The 18,934-nt window shown below is 49.3% G+C and carries 18 protein-coding genes and 1 tRNA gene; 13 read left to right on the forward strand and 6 right to left on the reverse strand.

The window, feature by feature from the left end; genetic code table 11:
• Window positions 1–30 precede the first annotated feature (30 nt).
• The 8 genes from COW20_17830 (at window position 31) to COW20_17865 (ending at window position 9,613) form a co-directional block, all read left to right on the forward strand.
• Window positions 31–486: a hypothetical protein gene (locus COW20_17830; GenBank protein PIW46102.1), complete on the forward strand. Its 456-nt coding sequence runs from the start codon at window positions 31–33 to the stop codon at window positions 484–486.
• Entirely contained in the window at window positions 487–2,343 is a 1,857-nt protein-coding gene (locus COW20_17835; protein PIW46103.1) for a hypothetical protein, read from the forward strand.
• A 54-nt stretch (window positions 2,344–2,397) separates the two neighbouring features.
• The gene (locus COW20_17840) at window positions 2,398–3,408 is read left to right on the forward strand and encodes a pirin (GenBank protein PIW46104.1); all 1,011 of its coding nucleotides are present in this window, start codon (window positions 2,398–2,400) and stop codon (window positions 3,406–3,408) included.
• A gap of 104 nt (window positions 3,409–3,512) precedes the next feature.
• Window positions 3,513–4,922, forward strand: a complete 1,410-nt coding sequence (locus tag COW20_17845) for a hypothetical protein (GenBank protein ID PIW46105.1) — start codon at window positions 3,513–3,515, stop codon at window positions 4,920–4,922.
• Between the two features lie 96 nt (window positions 4,923–5,018).
• The gene (locus tag COW20_17850) at window positions 5,019–6,050 is read left to right on the forward strand and encodes a hypothetical protein (protein ID PIW46106.1); all 1,032 of its coding nucleotides are present in this window, start codon (window positions 5,019–5,021) and stop codon (window positions 6,048–6,050) included.
• Between the two features lie 63 nt (window positions 6,051–6,113).
• The gene (locus tag COW20_17855) at window positions 6,114–8,480 is read left to right on the forward strand and encodes a hypothetical protein (GenBank protein ID PIW46107.1); all 2,367 of its coding nucleotides are present in this window, start codon (window positions 6,114–6,116) and stop codon (window positions 8,478–8,480) included.
• Between the two features lie 3 nt (window positions 8,481–8,483).
• Window positions 8,484–8,720 (forward strand): DUF1653 domain-containing protein, encoded by a 237-nt coding sequence (locus COW20_17860; protein PIW46108.1) that lies wholly within the window; start codon window positions 8,484–8,486, stop codon window positions 8,718–8,720.
• Window positions 8,720–9,613, forward strand: coding sequence for a hypothetical protein (locus tag COW20_17865; protein ID PIW46109.1), 894 nt, complete (start codon window positions 8,720–8,722; stop codon window positions 9,611–9,613). Before COW20_17860 ends, COW20_17865 begins: the two co-directional genes overlap by 1 nt.
• Here the strand turns inward: COW20_17865 and lepB are convergent.
• Window positions 9,610–10,179, reverse strand: coding sequence for a signal peptidase I (lepB, locus tag COW20_17870; protein PIW46110.1), 570 nt, complete (start codon window positions 10,177–10,179; stop codon window positions 9,610–9,612). The two genes, COW20_17865 and lepB, sit on opposite strands and share 4 nt — an antisense overlap.
• A 124-nt stretch (window positions 10,180–10,303) precedes the next feature.
• Between lepB and COW20_17875 the strand changes: the two genes are divergently transcribed.
• Window positions 10,304–12,196 carry a glycoside hydrolase gene (locus tag COW20_17875; GenBank protein ID PIW46111.1) on the forward strand — a complete coding sequence of 631 codons (1,893 nt, stop codon included), beginning with the start codon at window positions 10,304–10,306 and terminating at the stop codon, window positions 12,194–12,196.
• Window positions 12,197–12,200: 4 nt separating this feature from the next.
• On the opposite strand, the gene COW20_17880 is transcribed toward COW20_17875, so the two are convergent.
• A complete protein-coding gene (locus tag COW20_17880) occupies window positions 12,201–12,896 on the reverse strand; it encodes a hypothetical protein (GenBank protein ID PIW46112.1) in 696 nt (231 codons plus the stop codon).
• A gap of 168 nt (window positions 12,897–13,064) precedes the next feature.
• On the opposite strand from COW20_17880, the gene COW20_17885 reads away from it, so the two are divergent.
• Window positions 13,065–13,148 (forward strand) — tRNA-Leu (locus tag COW20_17885).
• 23 nt (window positions 13,149–13,171) lie between these two features.
• On the opposite strand, the gene COW20_17890 is transcribed toward COW20_17885, so the two are convergent.
• The gene (locus tag COW20_17890; protein ID PIW46113.1) at window positions 13,172–13,987 is read right to left on the reverse strand and encodes a hydrolase; all 816 of its coding nucleotides are present in this window, start codon (window positions 13,985–13,987) and stop codon (window positions 13,172–13,174) included.
• Window positions 13,984–14,472 (reverse strand): hypothetical protein, encoded by a 489-nt coding sequence (locus tag COW20_17895; GenBank protein ID PIW46114.1) that lies wholly within the window; start codon window positions 14,470–14,472, stop codon window positions 13,984–13,986. Before COW20_17895 ends, COW20_17890 begins: the two co-directional genes overlap by 4 nt.
• Before the next feature lie 21 nt (window positions 14,473–14,493).
• Here COW20_17895 and COW20_17900 point away from each other — a divergent pair, with 21 nt between their 5' ends.
• Window positions 14,494–15,657 (forward strand): lipid-A-disaccharide synthase, encoded by a 1,164-nt coding sequence (locus COW20_17900; GenBank protein ID PIW46115.1) that lies wholly within the window; start codon window positions 14,494–14,496, stop codon window positions 15,655–15,657.
• Between the two features lie 4 nt (window positions 15,658–15,661).
• Window positions 15,662–15,904, forward strand: a complete 243-nt coding sequence (locus COW20_17905; protein PIW46116.1) for a hypothetical protein — start codon at window positions 15,662–15,664, stop codon at window positions 15,902–15,904.
• A 2-nt stretch (window positions 15,905–15,906) separates the two neighbouring features.
• On the opposite strand, the gene COW20_17910 is transcribed toward COW20_17905, so the two are convergent.
• A complete protein-coding gene (locus COW20_17910; protein PIW46117.1) occupies window positions 15,907–16,485 on the reverse strand; it encodes a hypothetical protein in 579 nt (192 codons plus the stop codon).
• Window positions 16,486–16,596: 111 nt separating this feature from the next.
• Between COW20_17910 and COW20_17915 the strand changes: the two genes are divergently transcribed.
• Window positions 16,597–17,313 carry a short-chain dehydrogenase gene (locus COW20_17915; GenBank protein PIW46118.1) on the forward strand — a complete coding sequence of 239 codons (717 nt, stop codon included), beginning with the start codon at window positions 16,597–16,599 and terminating at the stop codon, window positions 17,311–17,313.
• Here the strand turns inward: COW20_17915 and COW20_17920 are convergent, their stop codons facing one another.
• Window positions 17,314–18,930 carry a hypothetical protein gene (locus COW20_17920; protein PIW46119.1) on the reverse strand — a complete coding sequence of 539 codons (1,617 nt, stop codon included), beginning with the start codon at window positions 18,928–18,930 and terminating at the stop codon, window positions 17,314–17,316.
• Window positions 18,931–18,934 lie beyond the last annotated feature (4 nt).

The raw sequence follows: 18,934 nt of genomic DNA on the forward strand, positions 1-18,934 counted from the left end.
CACTGAAAAAAACAGGAAAACAGGCAGCCTATGACAGAAATAGATATTTCAGACTTAGAAGACAGTCGTGGCCGCAGCCGCTTTCAGTTTGATTTAAAAAAAGTAAGGGCCTCCTTTCAAGGGCAAGAAATACATCTTCCCGAACTCAGGTTGATCCTGGTTTCAAGGGTTCAGGAGGGACAGCCCTCACCCGAAGGCCTGCTGCTGATCGCTGAAATCGCAAGCGAGAGTATCCCCAGTTTAAAACCACAATTCGCGGCTCTGGCAGCCGCTGAGAATGGTTATTTGACCTATACCTTTCAAATGAAACCTGAAGTTTTTTCTGCCCTCAAAAAAGCCTATGCTTCAGCCCACCGACCAGAAGAAATAGTGCAGGCAGATCAGTATGCCTGTCTCAAATTAGAAAATTATCTCTGTCTGGGCTATGGTGAATTGAAAGGAAAATCACGCCAGGAAAAACTTTATCCAGAAGCACGGGGAAGCTAAGTGGCAACCGATCTTTTTATACCCAGCATTGATCAATTGCGCGCAGCCAAAAAAGTAGAAGAGTCTATTTTAAAGATGCTGGAATTCTCTCGTGAAGAAGCGCTCTCAACACAGGAAAAAGATAAGATAGAACTCATCTTTAAATCTTACAGGCGACTTTCGAATAAAATTCGCGAGGCCGCCGGACGCACAGAAGAGCTCAAAGCTCAATTTGAACGACTGGAAATTTTTGATCGCAAAGCAGCCAGTCTGGCTGTTTCCCCAGAAAGGCCCCTGAAACAGACGCAACTGTCTGAAAGTGAACTGCGCCAAAAAATCCAAGACAAATTTGGCGCACGCAAAGCGCCTCCAGAAATACAGGCCGAAGAACCTCCTGCCCTCACAGAACCACCAGAAGAAGCCCCTGAAAGCTTTACCCGCGTGCTGGGGCCTGCGGATCGACGGGGCGCCATACATCAAGGGCCCGAAATAGAACTCTTGCAAGGCTTGTTAAATAAATTGGGGTTCAGGCTCAAAATGACAGGTCAATTTGATCAGGATACCTTTTCACAATTGCGCCATTTTCAAATGAAAGCCAAACTCCCCATTACCGGCATGGTGGATCAAAAAACCGCCGCCATCTTAAACCAACGTCTGCAAAAAATCCGTGAAAACGAAGCACGCAAACAAAATCAGGCGCCCACACAAATCAACCTCTTTCAATACCTGTCTGAAGAAGTCAGCCAAAAACCTGAGACACAGGAAAACAGCCAGACAGAGCGTCCGCTTGTCTACGGGCCAGCCGATCAACCACAGACCATCAGCCAGGGAGCTGAGGTAGAAAAAATTCAAGCAGCACTGATCGCTGAAGGATTTTCAGTCACAGGCCAGGGCGAATATGACGCAAAGACCTTCGCTGCCGTACGCAGTTTTCAGGCCCAAAACCGAATCCAGGTAACAGGCTTGGTAGATGATAAAACTTACAAAATACTTGAAGAGCGGCTGGCACGCAACCAAACGCAAAACGACTGCCGTCTGCAACTTTGGGAATGTCTCTCGCATTATGCTGAAAAACATCAATTTGAAGACAGCCCCCTAAAACAACAGATTCGGGAATTGCTCTTTCAGGAACTGTTTGAAAAAATAAAACAGGCAAAAGCAGAGAACTTCAGCGCCCCGCCCGATTTTCAAGCCCCCCCCCGGATCTATTTAAAATCATTTTTGGGCACCAAAGGGCAACAGGGCATTGTCAGTGAAGGCGAGGAAGTCATACGCCTACAGGAAACCCTGCTCGACTTGGGCTATGATCTGAAGATCAATCAAACCTTTGATCTCCAGACCTTTACAGCCTTAAAAAAATACCAGGAAGAACAGGGCCTTTCCGTTTCAGGATATCTGGATCCCAGCACACGGGATCAGATCAATCCCCTCTTGGAAGCGCGTTACGATCAGGAAGAACTCTTGCTGGAACTTCAAAAAACGCTCTTCCAAACCCTTCTAGCCTTGGGGCTCAAAAGCACAGTCCCAATACAGGAACAGATTCGGGACTTTTGCGAGCAAATTCTCACGCTCTGCAAACTGCCCCCCGAAGCATCTCAAAAGATCCAAAAAATAGGCTTGCCCAAATCCCTTGAACACGATCTGGGCCCAGCAGGACGCGCCAAAATATCTCAAGGCCTTGAAGTTTTCTTGCTGCAGCAAATCCTCAAAGCTCAAGGCTTCGAAGTTGCCATGAGCGCAGAGTATGATCCAGAAACCTTGAGTGCAGTACGCAGCTACCAAACACGCCAGAAACTGGCCATGACGGGAATCGTGGATACCCGTACACGCCAAAGTCTGAATCAAAAACGCTTGGAATTATCCACTGAAGAAGCTTAACCTCTCAGCCAAAACAAATGCTATGCTGAACAAAAATCAAGCAGAGGCCTTGCCATGAAAACCATCTCCAAACCTTTTGCCTTGGGCTTTCCCTGGCAAACACGGGACCCCTTTCTGTTTTGCGTCTACCATCAGGATTTTTACCCCAAAGGAAAAACCGATCTTAGCCCCGACGCCTCGTTAGCAGGACGCTCCTTGGGCCAGGACTTTACCCTGAAAGACGGCTGGCGCATGTACCACGGCTTAAGGATCCCTGGTTTTCCGGGCCATCCCCACAGAGGCTTTGAAACGGTCACGGTGGTTCAAGAGGGTTGGGTCGATCATGCTGATTCCTTGGGCGCCGCAGGTCGTTACGGGGCAGGCGATACCCAGTGGATGACCGCCGGAAAAGGGGTTCAGCACTCCGAAATGTTTCCCCTGCTGAATCAAAACCAAGAAAATACGCTCGAGCTTTTTCAAATCTGGTTGAATTTGCCACGTGCCAGCAAAATGGCCCCCCCCCATTTTCAGATGATCTGGTCAGAGCAAAAACCAATCTGGCAAACCCAGGATGCAAACGGAAAAAAGATTCAAGTCGAGATTATCGCTGGCTCGCTTGAGGGTTTGAGTCCCCCGGCTCCACCCCCCGATTCCTGGGCTGCGGATCCCAGTCACAGTGTGGCCATTTGGGTAATCAAACTCGAAGCCGGTGCCCAGTGGCATCTGCCTGTGGCGGAAACAGGTCTCAACCGCACCCTTTACTATTATCAAGGTGAGAGTTTAAAGATTGGCGGCGAAACGCTTCAACCAGGCTATGGAATTGATCTGCCTTCTGATCAGTCTTTGGGCCTTGAAAATAGCGAGCAGGAAAGTCGCCTGCTGCTCTTACAGGGCAAACCCCTGAAAGAACCGGTCGTACAATATGGCCCTTTTGTGATGAATACCCAAGCTGAAATTCAGATGGCCTTTTTAGATTATCAGAAGGATCAGTTCGGAGGCTGGCCCTGGCCAGATTCAGACCCTATCCACGGCAAAGAAAAAGGACGTTTCGCACGCTATTTCGATGGGCAGATAGAAGAACCCTGAGCGAACCCCCGACCCCGAAAGATCCATGCTAGAATGGAGTGTTCTGTATCATACCCCTCACATTGAAATGGGGAGAGTACCACAAGGAGATGAGTCGTTAATTTATGTCTGAAAAGCAAAAAGCCATCATTGGCATTATGGATCCCAATAGTTTTTCTTTCAGAGCCTCAATTGAAGGCCTCTTGAACCATATCACCCGCGATATTCAGTGGCAGGGTAAGACCCATGAAATTGAAACGCGCCGGATTATGTCACGTCCCTACAACGTCTTGGGAGCCTCTACCTCCTGTAACGTCATCCTGAACCGTGGTGCTCACTGGAATGCTCACCACAACAGTTTTTTCCACTTGGTTATGCCCCATAGCTATATGGTGAACGATATGGTTTCATTCAAGTCCATCGATAAAAACACCAGCTACGGTCATATGTTTGAACTGGGTATGCATATTCCTCCCACGTGGGCCATTCCCCAAGCTGATTACAGCGAGCTGCTCGAATCAGATAAACTCCAGCTCGACCTGATCTTCCCTGATTATGAAATGTTTGATCTGGCAGCTATTGGCGAAGAAATTGGCTACCCCTCATATATGAAGCCCCAAAATGGCGGCGGCTGGGTAGACGTTATCAAAGTCAACAATGCTCAGGAATTACACGAAGCCTATCATAAAATCAAAGATAAGCCCGTTAATCTTCAGAAAGCTGTTGACTACAAAGAATTTGTGCGTATTGTAGGTGTAGGCCCGCAAATGTATCCCATGCATTACAATGCCTCTGCCGAATTCTCACATGATCGCTATCTGCGTAACGAGCAACAGGCTGTAGAATTTGGCTTTATTCCTCCTGAACAGCATGACGAAGTCAGCAAAATCACCAAAATTATCAACGCCTTCTACAATTGGGATCACAATTCCTGTGAAATTCTGATTGACCATGATGGCGTATCGCATCCGATTGACTTCGCCAATGCCTATCCCGACAGCAATATCACTTCACTGCATTTCTATTTCCCTGAACTGGTCAAGGGCATGGTGCGCTGGTTGCTCTTCGTAGCAGTCACCGGCCACAAGAAACCCCTCTTCGCCCAATGCTGGGAAGAAATGCACCAAGTTATGGACAAAGCCAATGCTGAAGGCTGGGATTATAAAAAGAAAATCGATGCCTACGCAGCGATTGCCGACAAAATGTTCGATACTGCCAACTTCAACAAATTCGTGGCTGAAAGCCTGCCCAATTTTGAACAGGAAGCCCATGAATACTTCGCCAGTGAAGAATTTGAAGCGATTATCGACGAATCCGTTGAACGCTATTTCAAATTCCAGCACGAATGGCCCAAGAAAAAAATGCACTATAAAGGCATTCACTATTTCTGGCTACACTGCGACGCAACTCGCCTCGGTCTGAATGCAGAAGCAGAAGAAGCATCTGAAGAAGTAGCAGCTCCTGTTCAGACAGAAGCTGTGGCCGCCACCTCAGGTGGTGGAACCAAAGGCGGAAAGAAAAACAAGAAAAGATAATTCCTTTTCAAGCATAACCCGGACCAAAAGTCCGGGTTATTTTTTTTAAAAAAAAGCTAAACTATAAGTAACATCGAAAAGGACTCAGCTAAGCCCTTGGATTTTAAAGCCCTGCAATCTGTTCAAAATCAAACATCAGATCTGAGTCAAGTTCGTAGCCAACGTTCCGAAACCCTCTTGCACCAGGGCTTGGATCTGTTTGAAAAAGCAGAGCAGTCCCATTTTCAGGATCTTATCAGCCTGCAAAATGCCTGCGCAAAACTGATTGAAGCCATGAAACTGAATCGCGGGGATATTCGCAGTTACGCAGCCCTGGCCACGATCTTCTATATCCTTGAAGATCTGAGTATGGCCGCCCACTATATTCACAGCGCTTTGGGCATCGATCCCAAGCATGCCATCATTCTTCAATTACAGGCCCTGGTTCAGGAAAAAGCTGAACGTCGACAAGAGGAACGCCCCCTCAAAAAAAATAGAACAGAAAGCAGAGATCCTGCTGCTAACAGAATCACTCTGCTCCAAGGCCCGTCAATCGGCAAGCTCTTTTCTCTCGAAATACACCCTGAAAGCGCTGATGAATTTGATCAGCTCTATGAAAATACAGAAAACAGTCTCTTTACCTGGATCAGAAATTTGATGCAAACCCCTTTTCCTGAGCTGGCCGCCCAAGACACAGATTTAGAAACTCAAAAATCAGCACTTGACGAAATCGAAACCCATTTGCAAAACTTTCAAAAAATCATTGAAATTTTGAATGAAGATTTGGAAACCCAGCCGCTGATCCAAATTTCTCGCCCGATCGAAACTCTACGAAAACGCTACCAAAACCTGGTTCAAAACAGTGAGAGGATGCTGCAGTTGAAACATACGATTGAAGAAGAAATTCAACTGCTGCAACAGGTCAGTGAAGAAGCCCAGACCATTGAAACAGAAGAAGACTTTTCCATTTTAGAAGAAAACCTGGAGGCCGTGATGGAAAACTACGCAGATTATGGGAGAAGACTGGATGAACTTCAGAAAAAAAGCCAAATTCCAGAATCTATTTTCGCTCAGTACAAACAATTAAATCAAAGCATTGAAAAATACCAAGATTTACTCGATGAGATCGCTGTACGTTTTCAAAAATAATGTTTTTTATTCAAAAGAAAATTATAATCAGAAAATCATCATCTGCAAGCTAGGAGAACCACGATGGATATTCGTTCAAAATCTTTAATTTCAACTCCCCCAGTGCCCCCCCCCACAGCCACTCCTACCACCACAACAACGGCCTCAACAGCCCCAACGACAACCACAAAAGCCCCGACCTGGAAACAAAGCGAAACAGGCGAATGGGTCAAAACAGGCGCGACAGGACAGGCCATTGCCGCGCAAAAAAAATTGGAAGACACTCCCAGCGTCATCGAAAAAGTGCGGGCTGCGGCAGAAAGCATTGATCCCAGCACCCTGGATGAAAATGCGACTCAAACCAAGGGCTTGATGAAAGCCATTCGCGAAAATACCCTGCCTGTTTTTGACCATAAATTGGTGGGCAAAACCAAGATGGACAGCAGTGTCACCACCGCCATTGCCTTGGCAAAAGCCAAAAACAGCCTGACCCCAGTCAAAATGGAAAGCGATCTCCCCAGCTTGAAAAAGGAACTGTACAGTAAAGAAATGCAACAGTTCAGTCTAGAAACAACGGTTGTGCCGACCACTCCCAAAGAAAAAGAAGATGTTGCGATTGTCAAACATGTGATCAACAGGGATATTCAAACCCTGAAGGCCCGCATCAGCAGCCGGGAAATCCCCATGGCTCCCGTCCAAAAAGGCCATGAATTGCTGCGAAAACGCACTGTCGATCCCTTGGCCACTGAAAAGAGTCTGGCCGCCTTGCCCGGTTTAAGACAGGAATTGACACATTTAGAAGGACGTCTGGATGAACGCGATAAATTGATCACCCAGGTCAAACAACTGCAGCAAAATCTCAGCAAAGCCAAAGAGGTTCTGGGCTCTGAAGCGGGTACTGAGATTCAGGATCAAATCAATACCCTGAAAAAAAGCATCGCTTCGATTGATCCTGAAAAAATCGGCACACGCATCGAAGAAATCGAAGCGCATATCCATTCTGCCGAGCACCAAACCACCTGGGAACGTGTCAAAACAACCCATATCAACCAAACAACTTCGGCCACCAAACTGAGTATGGTCATGGCCCTCGATGCCCGACTTTCAGAATTCAAAGAGGCCTCACGTCAAATCGGCAAAGAAATGGGAATTCAAGTAGTTTTTCCCGGTGATCCGCTGCCCCAGGAAAAAGATGCTTCCTATTTGAAAGTCACGATCTGCGGCAGCACAGAATTGTCTTCAGATATTGACGTGAATACCACGCCGATCAATCTGCCCATAGGCACAGAAACAAAATTCATTATGAAATTCAATGCCCTCAGCCAAGCCACCCATGGGGACCAAACCGGCAATAAATACGATATCAATGTCTATAACTCGATGAACAATAAATTCCCCAATGTGGATGCAGAATTGGCCCAAGGCGACGGAATCACGCCGGAACGCACCCGTGTACTTCCCCCTGATGCGCAAAAACTGGATGATAAGAATGAGTCGATTATTTCGTATCTGCACATGCACCGCTTTATGTCAGGTTCGCAATTTGAGCAGTTTAAATCGGTTCATGCCGAAACCCTCAAAACCATTGTACCCGACAAAGCCGAAGCCCTAACCGGGCGTTTGGGAGCGGGCCAGAAAATCAGTGAAAGCAGCGCCCTGGCCGTCAAAGAAAAAATGCAGGAATTGCGTGAGAGCGGAAAATACGTTGGCAAAAATGACAAGGAACTTGAGCTGATTGCCAGCAATATTCTCTATGAAAAAGCTTCGGAGGTCGCGCATGAACTGACTGACAAAGCAAGCACTCCGCTTGATACCGTGGCAGCAGATCATGAAATGACCAAAGCACACTATTTTGCCAATGAGGCCGCCATGACCAGTGGGGTCTTGCGTGCAACGGTGGCCAAAGAGCAAATTGTACCTGGTATCAATGAAAAACGGGCCGAAAAAGATTTGGAACCCGTTGAAATGATTGACGTTTCCAGTGAAGAATACGCTTCAGCCGGGCGCGAAAATATTGGCAATGTCTTTAAAGAAATCAACCACCACAAAGAGGATCCTGCCCCGATGCAATTGGTAAGAGCCGCCAAATACTTTGGCCGTGCCAACCGCAATTATGAGGATCTGATCAGCAAAACCGGCATAACACTCAGCCCCGCCGCTACCGAGGCCCGTGCTTTCCTGCAGAAATTATCGGATGCAGAAGGCTATTCAGGCGAGAATAAAAAATTGGGGCTTCTGGCCTTGCGCAAAGACCAAATCGGAGGCGAGAATCCCATGAAAATCAATGGGGGCGAAAGTGTAGATCAGGCCAAACTGCGCCATGCCACCGCCATTATGCAGCGGCATGGTTTGGGTGAATACGTCGAGAACCCCAGCGCCCTCCACGCCAAAATGATCGAAAGTTATGCGATCTTAGATGCCGAGCTCAGCGCACATATTTTGGAGCAATAAACCATGTCAGAACAACCTTTTTTAAAACCCGGAATTTATAAGCACTATAAGGGCCCCCGTTACGAGGTCATGGCCCTGGCCCGTCATTCTGAAACCGAAGAATGGATGGTGGTTTACCGCACCCTCTACGGGGATTATGGCCTGTGGGTCAGACCGCTGAGCATGTTTACCGAAGAGGTCGAGATCGAGGGCAAAAATTTGCCCCGCTTTGCCTATCTGGGTGAAGCAGAAGAAAGCTGATGGCCTTAAAATTCAAAGCCCCCAAATTGCTGGGGGCCCTGTTTTTTTGCAGCCTGACACTGACATTTCCCGCTTTTGGAGCTTTATTTGCCATGAAAACCGCCGAAATTCATGTGCTCAGTCTGAATGTCTGGGGGCTACCGGCCCCACTGGGTACCGATCTGAAGCCCCGTATGGAGCGCATCGCCCGCGCCATACAGGACTATGATATTGTGCTGCTGCAAGAAACCTTCGACAAGAGTACCGATGCCATCGGTCTGGAAGCCCGTTTCCAGCATTGGTACCAGCAACACAACCCCGGTTGGGGCAAAATCCGCAGTGGCCTGACCACCCTTTCGCGCTGGCCCATTCTCAAAACAGGCTTTAAGCCCTTCAAACGCTGTATTTTGCCCGATTGCCTGGCCCGCAAGGGCGTGCTCTTTACCCGAATTCAGCACCCTGAACTGGGGCCGATTGATGTCTACAATACCCATTACCAATCCATGCAAAAGCCAGAAGCCCAGCGTGTCAGACGCGAAGACCAAAACGCCGTGCTTGCAGAATTTGTTTTTGAAAACAACCAGTATTACCCCACCCTGATGGGAGGAGATTTCAATCTCTACCCCGATTTAGAGGAATATCAGGATCTGATGAAACGCTTGCCGGCGATGGACAGTTTTCGTGAAATTCACCCCGAGCACAGTGGCTTTACCGTCCACCACGATGCCAATCCCCAGGCCAAAATGCGCTCGCAGCGGATTGACTATATTTTTGTACTCAAAAACGAGCTGATCAGCGCCCAGGTGCTCGATTCCCAATTGCGTTTTACGGAACCGGTCGCAGGCTATATGCTCTCGGATCATTTTGGGGTTTCCAGCCGGATTCGGCTGAGTACACCGCAATTAAGCGATTAACCTGGAAAACCACTGCGCTGCAGGGGCCAAAAACGAAAGACGGCCTTGCCGCGCACTTTTTCAAGCGGCAGAGTTCCCCAGAGATGGCTGTCCCAGCTGTTGTTGCGGTTATCGCCCATTACAAAAATCTGGCCGGGGGGAACCGTCAGCTCAGCCATTTCATAGGCCGGGGTTTCAGGCTGATAGGCCGATTCATCCAGCGGCTGCCGGTTGATCCACACCTTTCCGCCCTTCACAGCCACCCGCTCACCGGGCAAGCCGATCACCCGCTTAATCAGCGGGGGGGTTTGGCTATACCCCTGCCAACGGGCAAATTTTTGCCAAAGGTTTTCTGAGGCCAAAGATTGGGTCGGGTGCTCAAAGACCACGATTTCCCCTCTTTTGGGAGCCCCCAGCAAAGGGCTGAGTTTTTCAATCAGAAGCCGATCCTGCAATTGCAGCGTAGGCTCCATGGAGCCCGAAGGAATATAACGGGGTTCGGCCACGGCTCCTCGGGTCATCAGCACCAGAAAAACAGGCACCAGCAGCGAGGTCGAAACTTCTTTTAAACGTTGGGATAGAGACATGGATTTTCCTCCTGAAGATACGCTTAAGACACCCCCGCTTGAAAAAGTGTTCAGATGCGCACAGAAAAAACCTCCTTCGGCTGTTAAAATCTAAAGCAGCGCATCGTTTTGGAGAGAAAAAGAGATGAGTTACCCCCCGGTTTTGCTTCCTGCCCCGCGGCATATCCACTTACAAAAAGGGCATTGCAAACTCAAACCCGATTTAAAAATTCTGCTCGACCACAGGGGGCCAGACCTGACAGATTTGGGGCTGCTGGCCCAAACCCTGCTGCGAGAAACCGCAGGGCTGAACTGGGCGCTGAGTGCTTCACCACTCTTACCGCCACGCGACCAAGGCTTGCGTCTGGCCATCAATTCTCACTTACCAGGCCAGGAAGCTTACCAATTGCAGATCTATACCCGCGTGATTGAATTGGAAGCCTCTGACTTGGCTGGGCTGTTTTACGGCCTGATGACCCTCAAACAACTCTTCAGGCAATATCCCCCTGATGGCCTGCCCTGCCTGCTGATCCGCGACTGGCCAGATTTTCGCCATCGCGGCCTGATGCTGGATATCAGCCGTGATAAAGTGCCCACCCAAGCCACCCTCTTTCAGATCATTGATCAGATGGCAGAACTGAAACTCAACCAGCTTCAGCTCTATACAGAACATACCTTTGCCTATACCGGCCATGAAATCGTCTGGAAAAATGCTTCGGCTTTGACAGGCGAAGAAATTCTGCATCTGGATCGCTATTGCCGGGAGCGCTTTATTGAACTGGTGCCCAATCAGAATTCCTTCGGGCACCTGACCCGCTGGCTCAAACATGCCCCTTACCGCCATCTGGCAGAAGTTCCTGAAACCGGATATGAGGATCCCCTTCAGGAACGCCAGATCCAAGAGCCCTTCAGTCTCTGCCCCCTTGACCCCAAAGCCCTGGAGCTGGTTTCGGGCTGGTACCAGGAATTGCTGCCCCATTTTCACAGCCGACAGTTCAATATTGGCTGTGACGAGACCTTTGATTTGGGACAGGGCCGCAGCAAGGAGGCCTGTCAAAAACAAGGCACAGGCAGGGTTTATCTCGATTTTCTCAGCAAACTCCATGCGCTGGTCAGCCAAGAGGGATCTGTCCCTCAATTTTGGGGGGATATCGTGCTCAACCACCCCGCCCTGATTCCCGAAATTCCACGCCCGGCAATTGCCTTGAATTGGGGCTATGAAGCCGATCATCCCTTTGAATCCGAAGCCGCTGCTTTTGCGAAAGCAGGCATTCCCTTTTATGTCTGCCCTGGAACCTCCAGTTGGAACGCCCTGGCGGGTCGCATTGAAAATGCCCTGAAAAATTTGCGCAACGCCGCCGAACAAGGCCTTCAACACCAGGCCATCGGCTATTTAATTACCGATTGGGGTGACAATGGCCATTGGCAGCCCTGGGCCGTTTCACTGCTGCCCCTGGCCTACGGCGCAGGCTTGGCCTGGCAGGTGCATCAGAACAAAGCGGGAGATCTCTGCAAAGCAAGCAATTTGCATCTTTTCAGAGACCCCGATGGCCATTTGGCCCAAGTGGCACAAGACCTGGGCAATACCTACCTCAAACCCGAAATACTGCTCAGCAATCAATCCCTGCTCTTTTATCTGCTTCAAAACCCGGAAGAACCCTTGGGCTCCGGCAAAAGTGAAGGGCTCAGCCTGGAAAATCTTAAACTGACCAAACAATGGCTGGATCAGCTCTCAAACCGTCAGGAAAAACTGCAAAGCCAGCGTCACGATGGCGGCCTCTTGCTCGATGAGTTCCGCTGGGTTACCCAGATGCTCTTGCATGCCTGCCGCTTGGCTTTGGTCAGACTGCAAACGGGAGCCGAAACGATTCCTGAACTGCCTGAAGATATTCGCAAATCGCTGGCAGAAAATTGGAAAAGCCTTGCCAAAGATTTTCAGCGCCTCTGGCTGGCCCGCAACCGCAGCGGCGGGCTCAGTGACAGTCTGGTACGCATGCAAAAACTCTTGCAACTCTACGAAACCAGCGCAACACGTTAAAAATTTATTTTGAGGGAGCGCAAATCTGTTTTTTTGATTTTGCAGGCAGGGAGTAAAGGCGTTTAAGTGTTGCAATATCCCGAGCAGAAATATTGCGTTGATCCAGCACAGTTGCTAAAAACAAATTGCCTCCCCCCATAACATCGTTTCCATCATTGCTGTGAATCAAACCCAAGGCATGCCCCATTTCATGAATCGCAAGATCACGAATTTCTTGAAAATTCAAGGCAACGGGTTCTGAAGAGAATTGTGCTGAACCTGGATGGGTAAATAAAGCCAGATGCAATTTACTCCAATGCCTGAGCTTACCCTTGGGAGTACGATAGGGTTCAGGGAAAAAAGCCTCTCCCCACCGCCCTTGATTATCACGAAAAAGTTGTTCAAACCAGACAACCTGAATACTGGCCTTTTGGGGACTGTCCACAAACTGAAAGCGAATATAAGGCCAAGCCTGATGCCAACTTTCCAAGGCTTTCATAACGGCTCTGACTGGCATTTCACGATCAGCCAATGAAATCGAAGCATCAGGATAAGGCAAATAAACGCGCAGAGGAAACTCTTTGGGAGACCATCGGTGTTTAAGAAAAAAATCCGTCTCATGGTTTTCTGCGCAAAGATAATCAGCTACCAAAGCCTGAAGCGGCAAAGGAAACCAAAGCAAAAAAAAGCTAAGCAGAAGCGGTTTCAATACAGTAGACATATCTCTAGGATAATAGAAAAATACTCAAACCTAAATAGAGAAATACACAAAAGCGATAGAGTCCTGTAAACAAGCCATTTCAGATCTAAAAATGGCTTTAGAATACAGTGGAAAAGATTAACTACTTCTGATCTGGAACAGGGATCATGTATAATGACTCCTGTTCATGCCGGTGTGGCGAAATGGCAGACGCAGCTGACTCAAAATCAGCCGGGATACTCTCCCGTGTCGGTTCGACTCCGACCACCGGCATTTTTTCATGTCTATTTTTAAAATTAAAACCCCGGCAATCGGCAATTGGACAAAGTAGGAACCCGTCGGCGCACTGTTTCTAAATAATTCAAATCCAAAGTGGCCAGAATCACGCCTTCACAATCAGAGGCCTGGGCAATGACCTGCCCCCAAGGGTCAACAATCATACTGCGGCCATAGCCCTCTACTCCCGTGGCCGAATGCCCCAGACAGTTGGGCGCGACTACGTAGCATTGGGATTCAATCGCACGGGCCCGCAAAAGCACTTCCCAGTGATCTCTGCCTGTTTTCATTAAAAAAGCCGAGGGCACAGCCAAAAGTTTGGCTCCCATCCGGGCCAAGCCACGGTAGACCTCAGGAAAACGCAGATCGAAACAGATCGAGAGCCCCATTTTCAGCCAAGGCATCTCAACACAGACCAATTCCGAACCCGGCTGTTGATAATCGGCTTCAGACAATTCTTTGCCGGTTTCATTGTGAATTTCAAAGAGATGAATTTTGCGGTATTTGGCGACGATCTCACCGGCAGGGTTAAAGACCAGGCTGGTATTGAAAACTTTTTCAGAATCTGCAACCCGCTCAAAAATACTGCCCGCCAAAAGCCAGATGCGCAAATCACGGGCCAAAGCCCCCAATCGCTCAGTCAAGGGGCCAGGAACAGGAGAAGCGAAAAGATGCTCAGCATCGTGCTTACCGCGATAAATAAAAGCCTCGGGCAAACAGACCAATTGGGCCCCCTGGGCAGCGGCCTGCTCTAAAAGAGCTGCTGTTTTGTTTAAATTGGCCTCGGGATCAGAGCTTGGGGAAAGCTGAACAGCCGCAACACGCAAAGCTGTCAACGTTTATAGCCCAGGTTTTTCAGATAGCGGATCCGGGCTTCTGCATCACTGGTGGCTTCAACGCCCCGTGGAGGAAAGCCATCAATTACCCCAATCACACCCCGTCCCTGCTCTGTTTCAGCCACAATGGCCTGAAGCGGGTTGGCGCTGGCGGCATAAATCGTACAGACTTCGGGAATCAGCTTGATGGTATTGAGCAGATTGATCGGATAGGCTTCACGCATGGTCACGATAAAACAATGACTTGCGCCGAGTTTCAGCAGATTTTTAACGGCCACGTCTTTCAGTTCAGCATCATTGCCATCAGAACGAATCAGACAAGCCCCTGAAGCTTCAGCAAAAGCCACCCCAAAACGGATATGGGGACTGGTATTCATACAGGCTTCATAGAGATTTTCAAGGGTCTTGATAAAGTGACTCTGACCAATGATCAGATTGACATCTTCAGGTTTTTCGATGCGAACGGCTTTCAATTCTACAGCCATAATGAGTTCCCTATCTGCATAATGAGGTTTAATGTATTGTATATGGTTTTATTCCCAAAACAAGAATCCGATCCGACCTCTGCGCGAATATTTCTTTCTGCTGGAGAGGTTTCCGGAGATCTTTATGCTGCCCTGCTGATCCAGGCACTCAAAACCCAAGCCCCCCACTTGCGTTTCAGTGGCGTGGGTGGACAGAGAATGCAGGCAGCAGGCATGGAGATTTTAGCCAATCCCCTCAGTCGCAGTGCCATTGGTCTGAGTGAAAATCTAAACAGCCTGCCTTGGTTTTATGCCCTTTTTCAACGCCTAAAACGCTGGCTGCAACAGGTCAGACCTCAGGCTGTGGTGCTGATCGATTTTCAAGGCCTCAATTTGCGCCTGGCAGAAGCCGCAAAATCGCTGGGCATTCCAGTGATTTACTATATCGCCCCCCAGGACTGGCTCTGGGGCATGCCTCAAAATGCCCAACGTCTCAGCCGCCTAAGCGATCTGATTCTTGCCATCTTTCAGCCCGAATTCAGCTATTATCAGGCCCAAGGCGCCCAGGTAAAACATGTGGGGCACCCCCTGCTTGAAATTTTGCCTCCGCAAAGCAAAGACGAAGCCCAAACCAGCCTGAAACTCGCCCCACACAGGCCGTGTCTCTGCCTGATGCCTGGCAGCCGTCAAAGGGAATGGGATCGGCTCTTGCCCGTCTTAATTAGAACAGCAGAGAACCTGCATCAGACAACTGGCGCCCAATGTGTACTGCCAATTGCAGACCCTTTTCTCAAGGGGCCGAAGCTGCCTGAATTTATCCAGCCACTCATGTCAGAACAGCGCTACAATGCCATGATCGCCTCAGATTTAATTCTGGGCGCATCAGGCAATATGGTTTTAGAAGCCGCACTGTTAGGAACCCCCGTGATCGCACTCTATAAGGTTTCAGGTCTGACCTATGCCGTGGCTTCACGTCTGCTAAAAGTAGAGTATATTACCCTTCCCAATATTCTTTTGCAGCAGGCCCTGATTCCTGAATTTATTCAGAACTTCTCAGAAACAGAACTCCTGAACTGTGCTGAAAAATGCTTAAAATCGCCACCTGATACACAGCAAACCCAAGCAAAACTGCTGGAGTTGCTTCAACCAAGAGGTGCTTCAGCGCGTGCTGCTCAGGCCATACTTCAAGAAATAAAAAGGAACTGAACACATGGATTGTCTTCCTGCGCTCCACGAATGGTCTTCACGTACCCGCTGGGAATTTATCAAAGAACATTTAGAGGCTTTGCGCTGGCATCTGGAACAGCTTGAAGCTGAGGTCGAAAAAGGGCCGCACGCCGTCATCTCAGAGCGCCAGCATTTACAGGAAATCTGCCAGCGGGGTGTGGAAACCCACACCCTGCTGGAACAATTGGCCCGTTTGCCCCTTGATGAACTTCAAGAGCTGAACTGAAGCTATTTCTTCAAACCAAACATGCGCAGCAGTTTGTCGAAGAAACCTTCTTTCTTGGCAGCAGCCGCAGGTCTGGGTTCGGGCTTGGGCTCAGGTCTGGGTTCAGGCTTGGCCGCAATGGGCTCAGGCTCGCGTGCCGGTTCAGAGACAAACGAGGGCAAGGAAACCGGTTCAGGTGCAGCCACGGGTTCGGGAACCGCAACCGGTTCGGGCGCAGCCACAGGCTCGGGAGCCACAACGGGTTCAGGCTCAGGTTGATAGACAGGTTCTGGAACTGCCACGGGCTCTTCAAGCACCGCATCAAGCGCCGATTCAAGTGCCGCAGGCTCAGGGGCCGCAGCCACAGGCTGAGCACCCGCCTGTAAGGCAACGCCGCAACTGGGGCATTCGGTTGCCAATACCGATTTAATTTCGGCATGACAGGAAGGGCAATTATAAGAGCTTTCCCCCTTGATATCTACAGCTGACCAAACCTGGGTGGCTTGGGCATTCAAATCCCCCCCACACATCATGCACACGGGCATGACTGCAAACTCAGGGGGCACAGTATGATTACAATGGGGACACACTTTTTCTTCCATGAAATGTCTACCTTCAAAAATGCAATATTCGTGAATTGTATCACTTTTTAATTCTGAACAAAACGCCATCCGTTAAAATGAAAGAAAAAGCAATTACAAAGGATAAAAAAAATGACAGACAAAAAAATTGCGGTGGTCACGGGTGGAAATCGCGGAATAGGCTTGGAAATTTGTCGTCAGCTGGCACAGGATTCAGATACGCAGGTGATTTTAACCAGCCGCACGCTTGAAAAAGCCCAGTCAGCCGCCCAAAAGCTGGCAGAAGAAGGCCTGAAAGTAACCCCTTTTCAACTGGAAACCACCTCAGCCCAAGATATTGCAAATTTGGCGCAATGGCTTGAAAAAGAATATGGGGGTGTGGATATCCTGGTGAATAACGCAGGCGTTCTGCTCGATGCTCAACGCAATCAGGCCAGTATTTTTCAAGTCGAAATCCAAACTCTGCAGGAAACCCTCGAAACCAATCTCTATGGCCCGCTGATGCTCTGTCAGGCCCTGATCCCACTGATGAAAAAAAGAGGCTATGGCCGGATTGTGAATCTCTCAAGCGGCATGGGGCAACTCAGTGAAATGGGCGGGGGATATACCGCCTATCGAATTTCAAAAACGTCTTTGAATGCCCTGACCCGGATTTTAGCAGCAGAACTCCAGGGTGAACCGATTTTGGTCAACGCCATGTGCCCAGGATGGGTCAAAACAGATATGGGCGGTGCACAAGCCAACCGCTCAGTAGCCCAGGGAGCAGATACCGCCGTCTGGCTGACCAAGCTCCCCGAAAATGGACCCAGTGGAAAATTTTTCCGGGATCGCAACCCCATCAGCTGGTAATCAGTAAAGCCCCATTTTCAATTGCTCCCTAACAACTTCCTCGCGGGTGAGAACCTCTCTAAAAACAGGTTCTCCCCCAACGCGGTAGTTCAAAAGAAATTGGCGTACATCTTCAAAGCTTTTGCCATTGCGTCGCAACTCATTCTCTTCAAGATAAATCTGAGAAGCGGTTAAATCTTGCACAAGCGGCACGCCATTATCAAGGGTATCGAGTGCTTTGTTCAAAGCTGCTTTTAATGGATTTGCAGAAATCCGGTGCCCGCCTGAAAGCTCGGCCAGAGGAGCCCCCCCGTGATCGGCGCTTAAAACCACGACGAAATTATCTTTCCCCAGTTTTTTCTCAAGTGCTTCCACAATCCGGCGGGCCTGTCGATCCTGTTCAGCCAAAACCTCGCCGCACTCTACGGTTTCCATGCCAAAGGCATGGCCACAGGCATCGGAAGATTTCAGCGTCAGAAAGAGCAAATCGGTAATCTGATCTTCACCCACGGGCTCATGTGCCAGCATTTTCAAGAAAAGATCTGCGTCATAGCGGGCTTGAGCAGGGGTTTTATTGACGTCTTCCAAATTATTCACTTGGTGTTCATGCCAAAGGCCTTGGGCATTCACAACCGCATCCAGATAGGGTTTGATCTGGTGGTCTTTGAGATAATCAGGCACTTGATAATAACGGGAATGGGTCGTGGGCAACCCTGTTTTTGAGTCATAGTAAATCACAAGGTCTTTATCGCCACCGGCATACATTGCGCCATGCCCCGCCATTCCAATCGCCGCCCGATCGGCATAGGCATAGCTGAAAATAATCGCGCGATTGGCCGTTTGCAAATCCCAAACATCAGCCAGACTGGGGCTGTTGATAAAAATCGGGGAACGATCAGGCCCCAAAAGACTGGAGCGTTTGCCCAAAGACGCCAGAAAAAAACTATTGGAGACAATGCCATGCTGATAGGGATAGGCTCCTGTCCCAATCGCAATATGCCCCACACTGGTTTCTGAATCAAGATGTGTCACCTGGGCCTGGGTATAGAGCGTACCTGCGGCCATTAAGCTATCCAGAAAGGGATGCGCTTGAGGATGCGCACGGTAATAGGCCCAGCCGCCCTGATCAAAGACCAGGGTCAGAATCGCCTTGGGTTTTCGGGAAGTGGGCTTTAAGGCTTCTTTTAAAACGCTGCCATGGCGGGCATCTTCGGGGGGAACAGCCCCAATCAACTGGGCCAAAGTGGGCACGATATCCTGTTGTGTGGCCGGGCGGGCAATCTTTTTCCCCGCCTGAATAAAACCAGGCCCATAGAGCGCCAGGGGGATATCAATATCATAATCCCAAACCGAACCATGGCTGCTACCGCCATGCTTAACATGGGACTCCTGGCCTTTTTCCAAAACATGGCTGAAACCATCGTGGGAGTAGTCTCCCGAATCAAAGGTCACAAAACTGTATTTGCGTGGGAAAAAGAAAAGATCCCCGCTGCGCCCTGACATAAACGACAAAGCGGTTGCACGGCAAAAACGTTCGTGGGCTTGCTGATTCTCTGAGGGCGGTGACTGAGCAGCGCTCAAAAGAAAGAACAGGCTGCCCACACCAAGCGCGTGGGTCAGCCTGAAAAAAGCATTCATAGGC

Source organism: bacterium (Candidatus Blackallbacteria) CG13_big_fil_rev_8_21_14_2_50_49_14, assembly GCA_002783405.1.
Lineage (GTDB): Bacteria > Cyanobacteriota > Sericytochromatia > UBA7694 > UBA7694.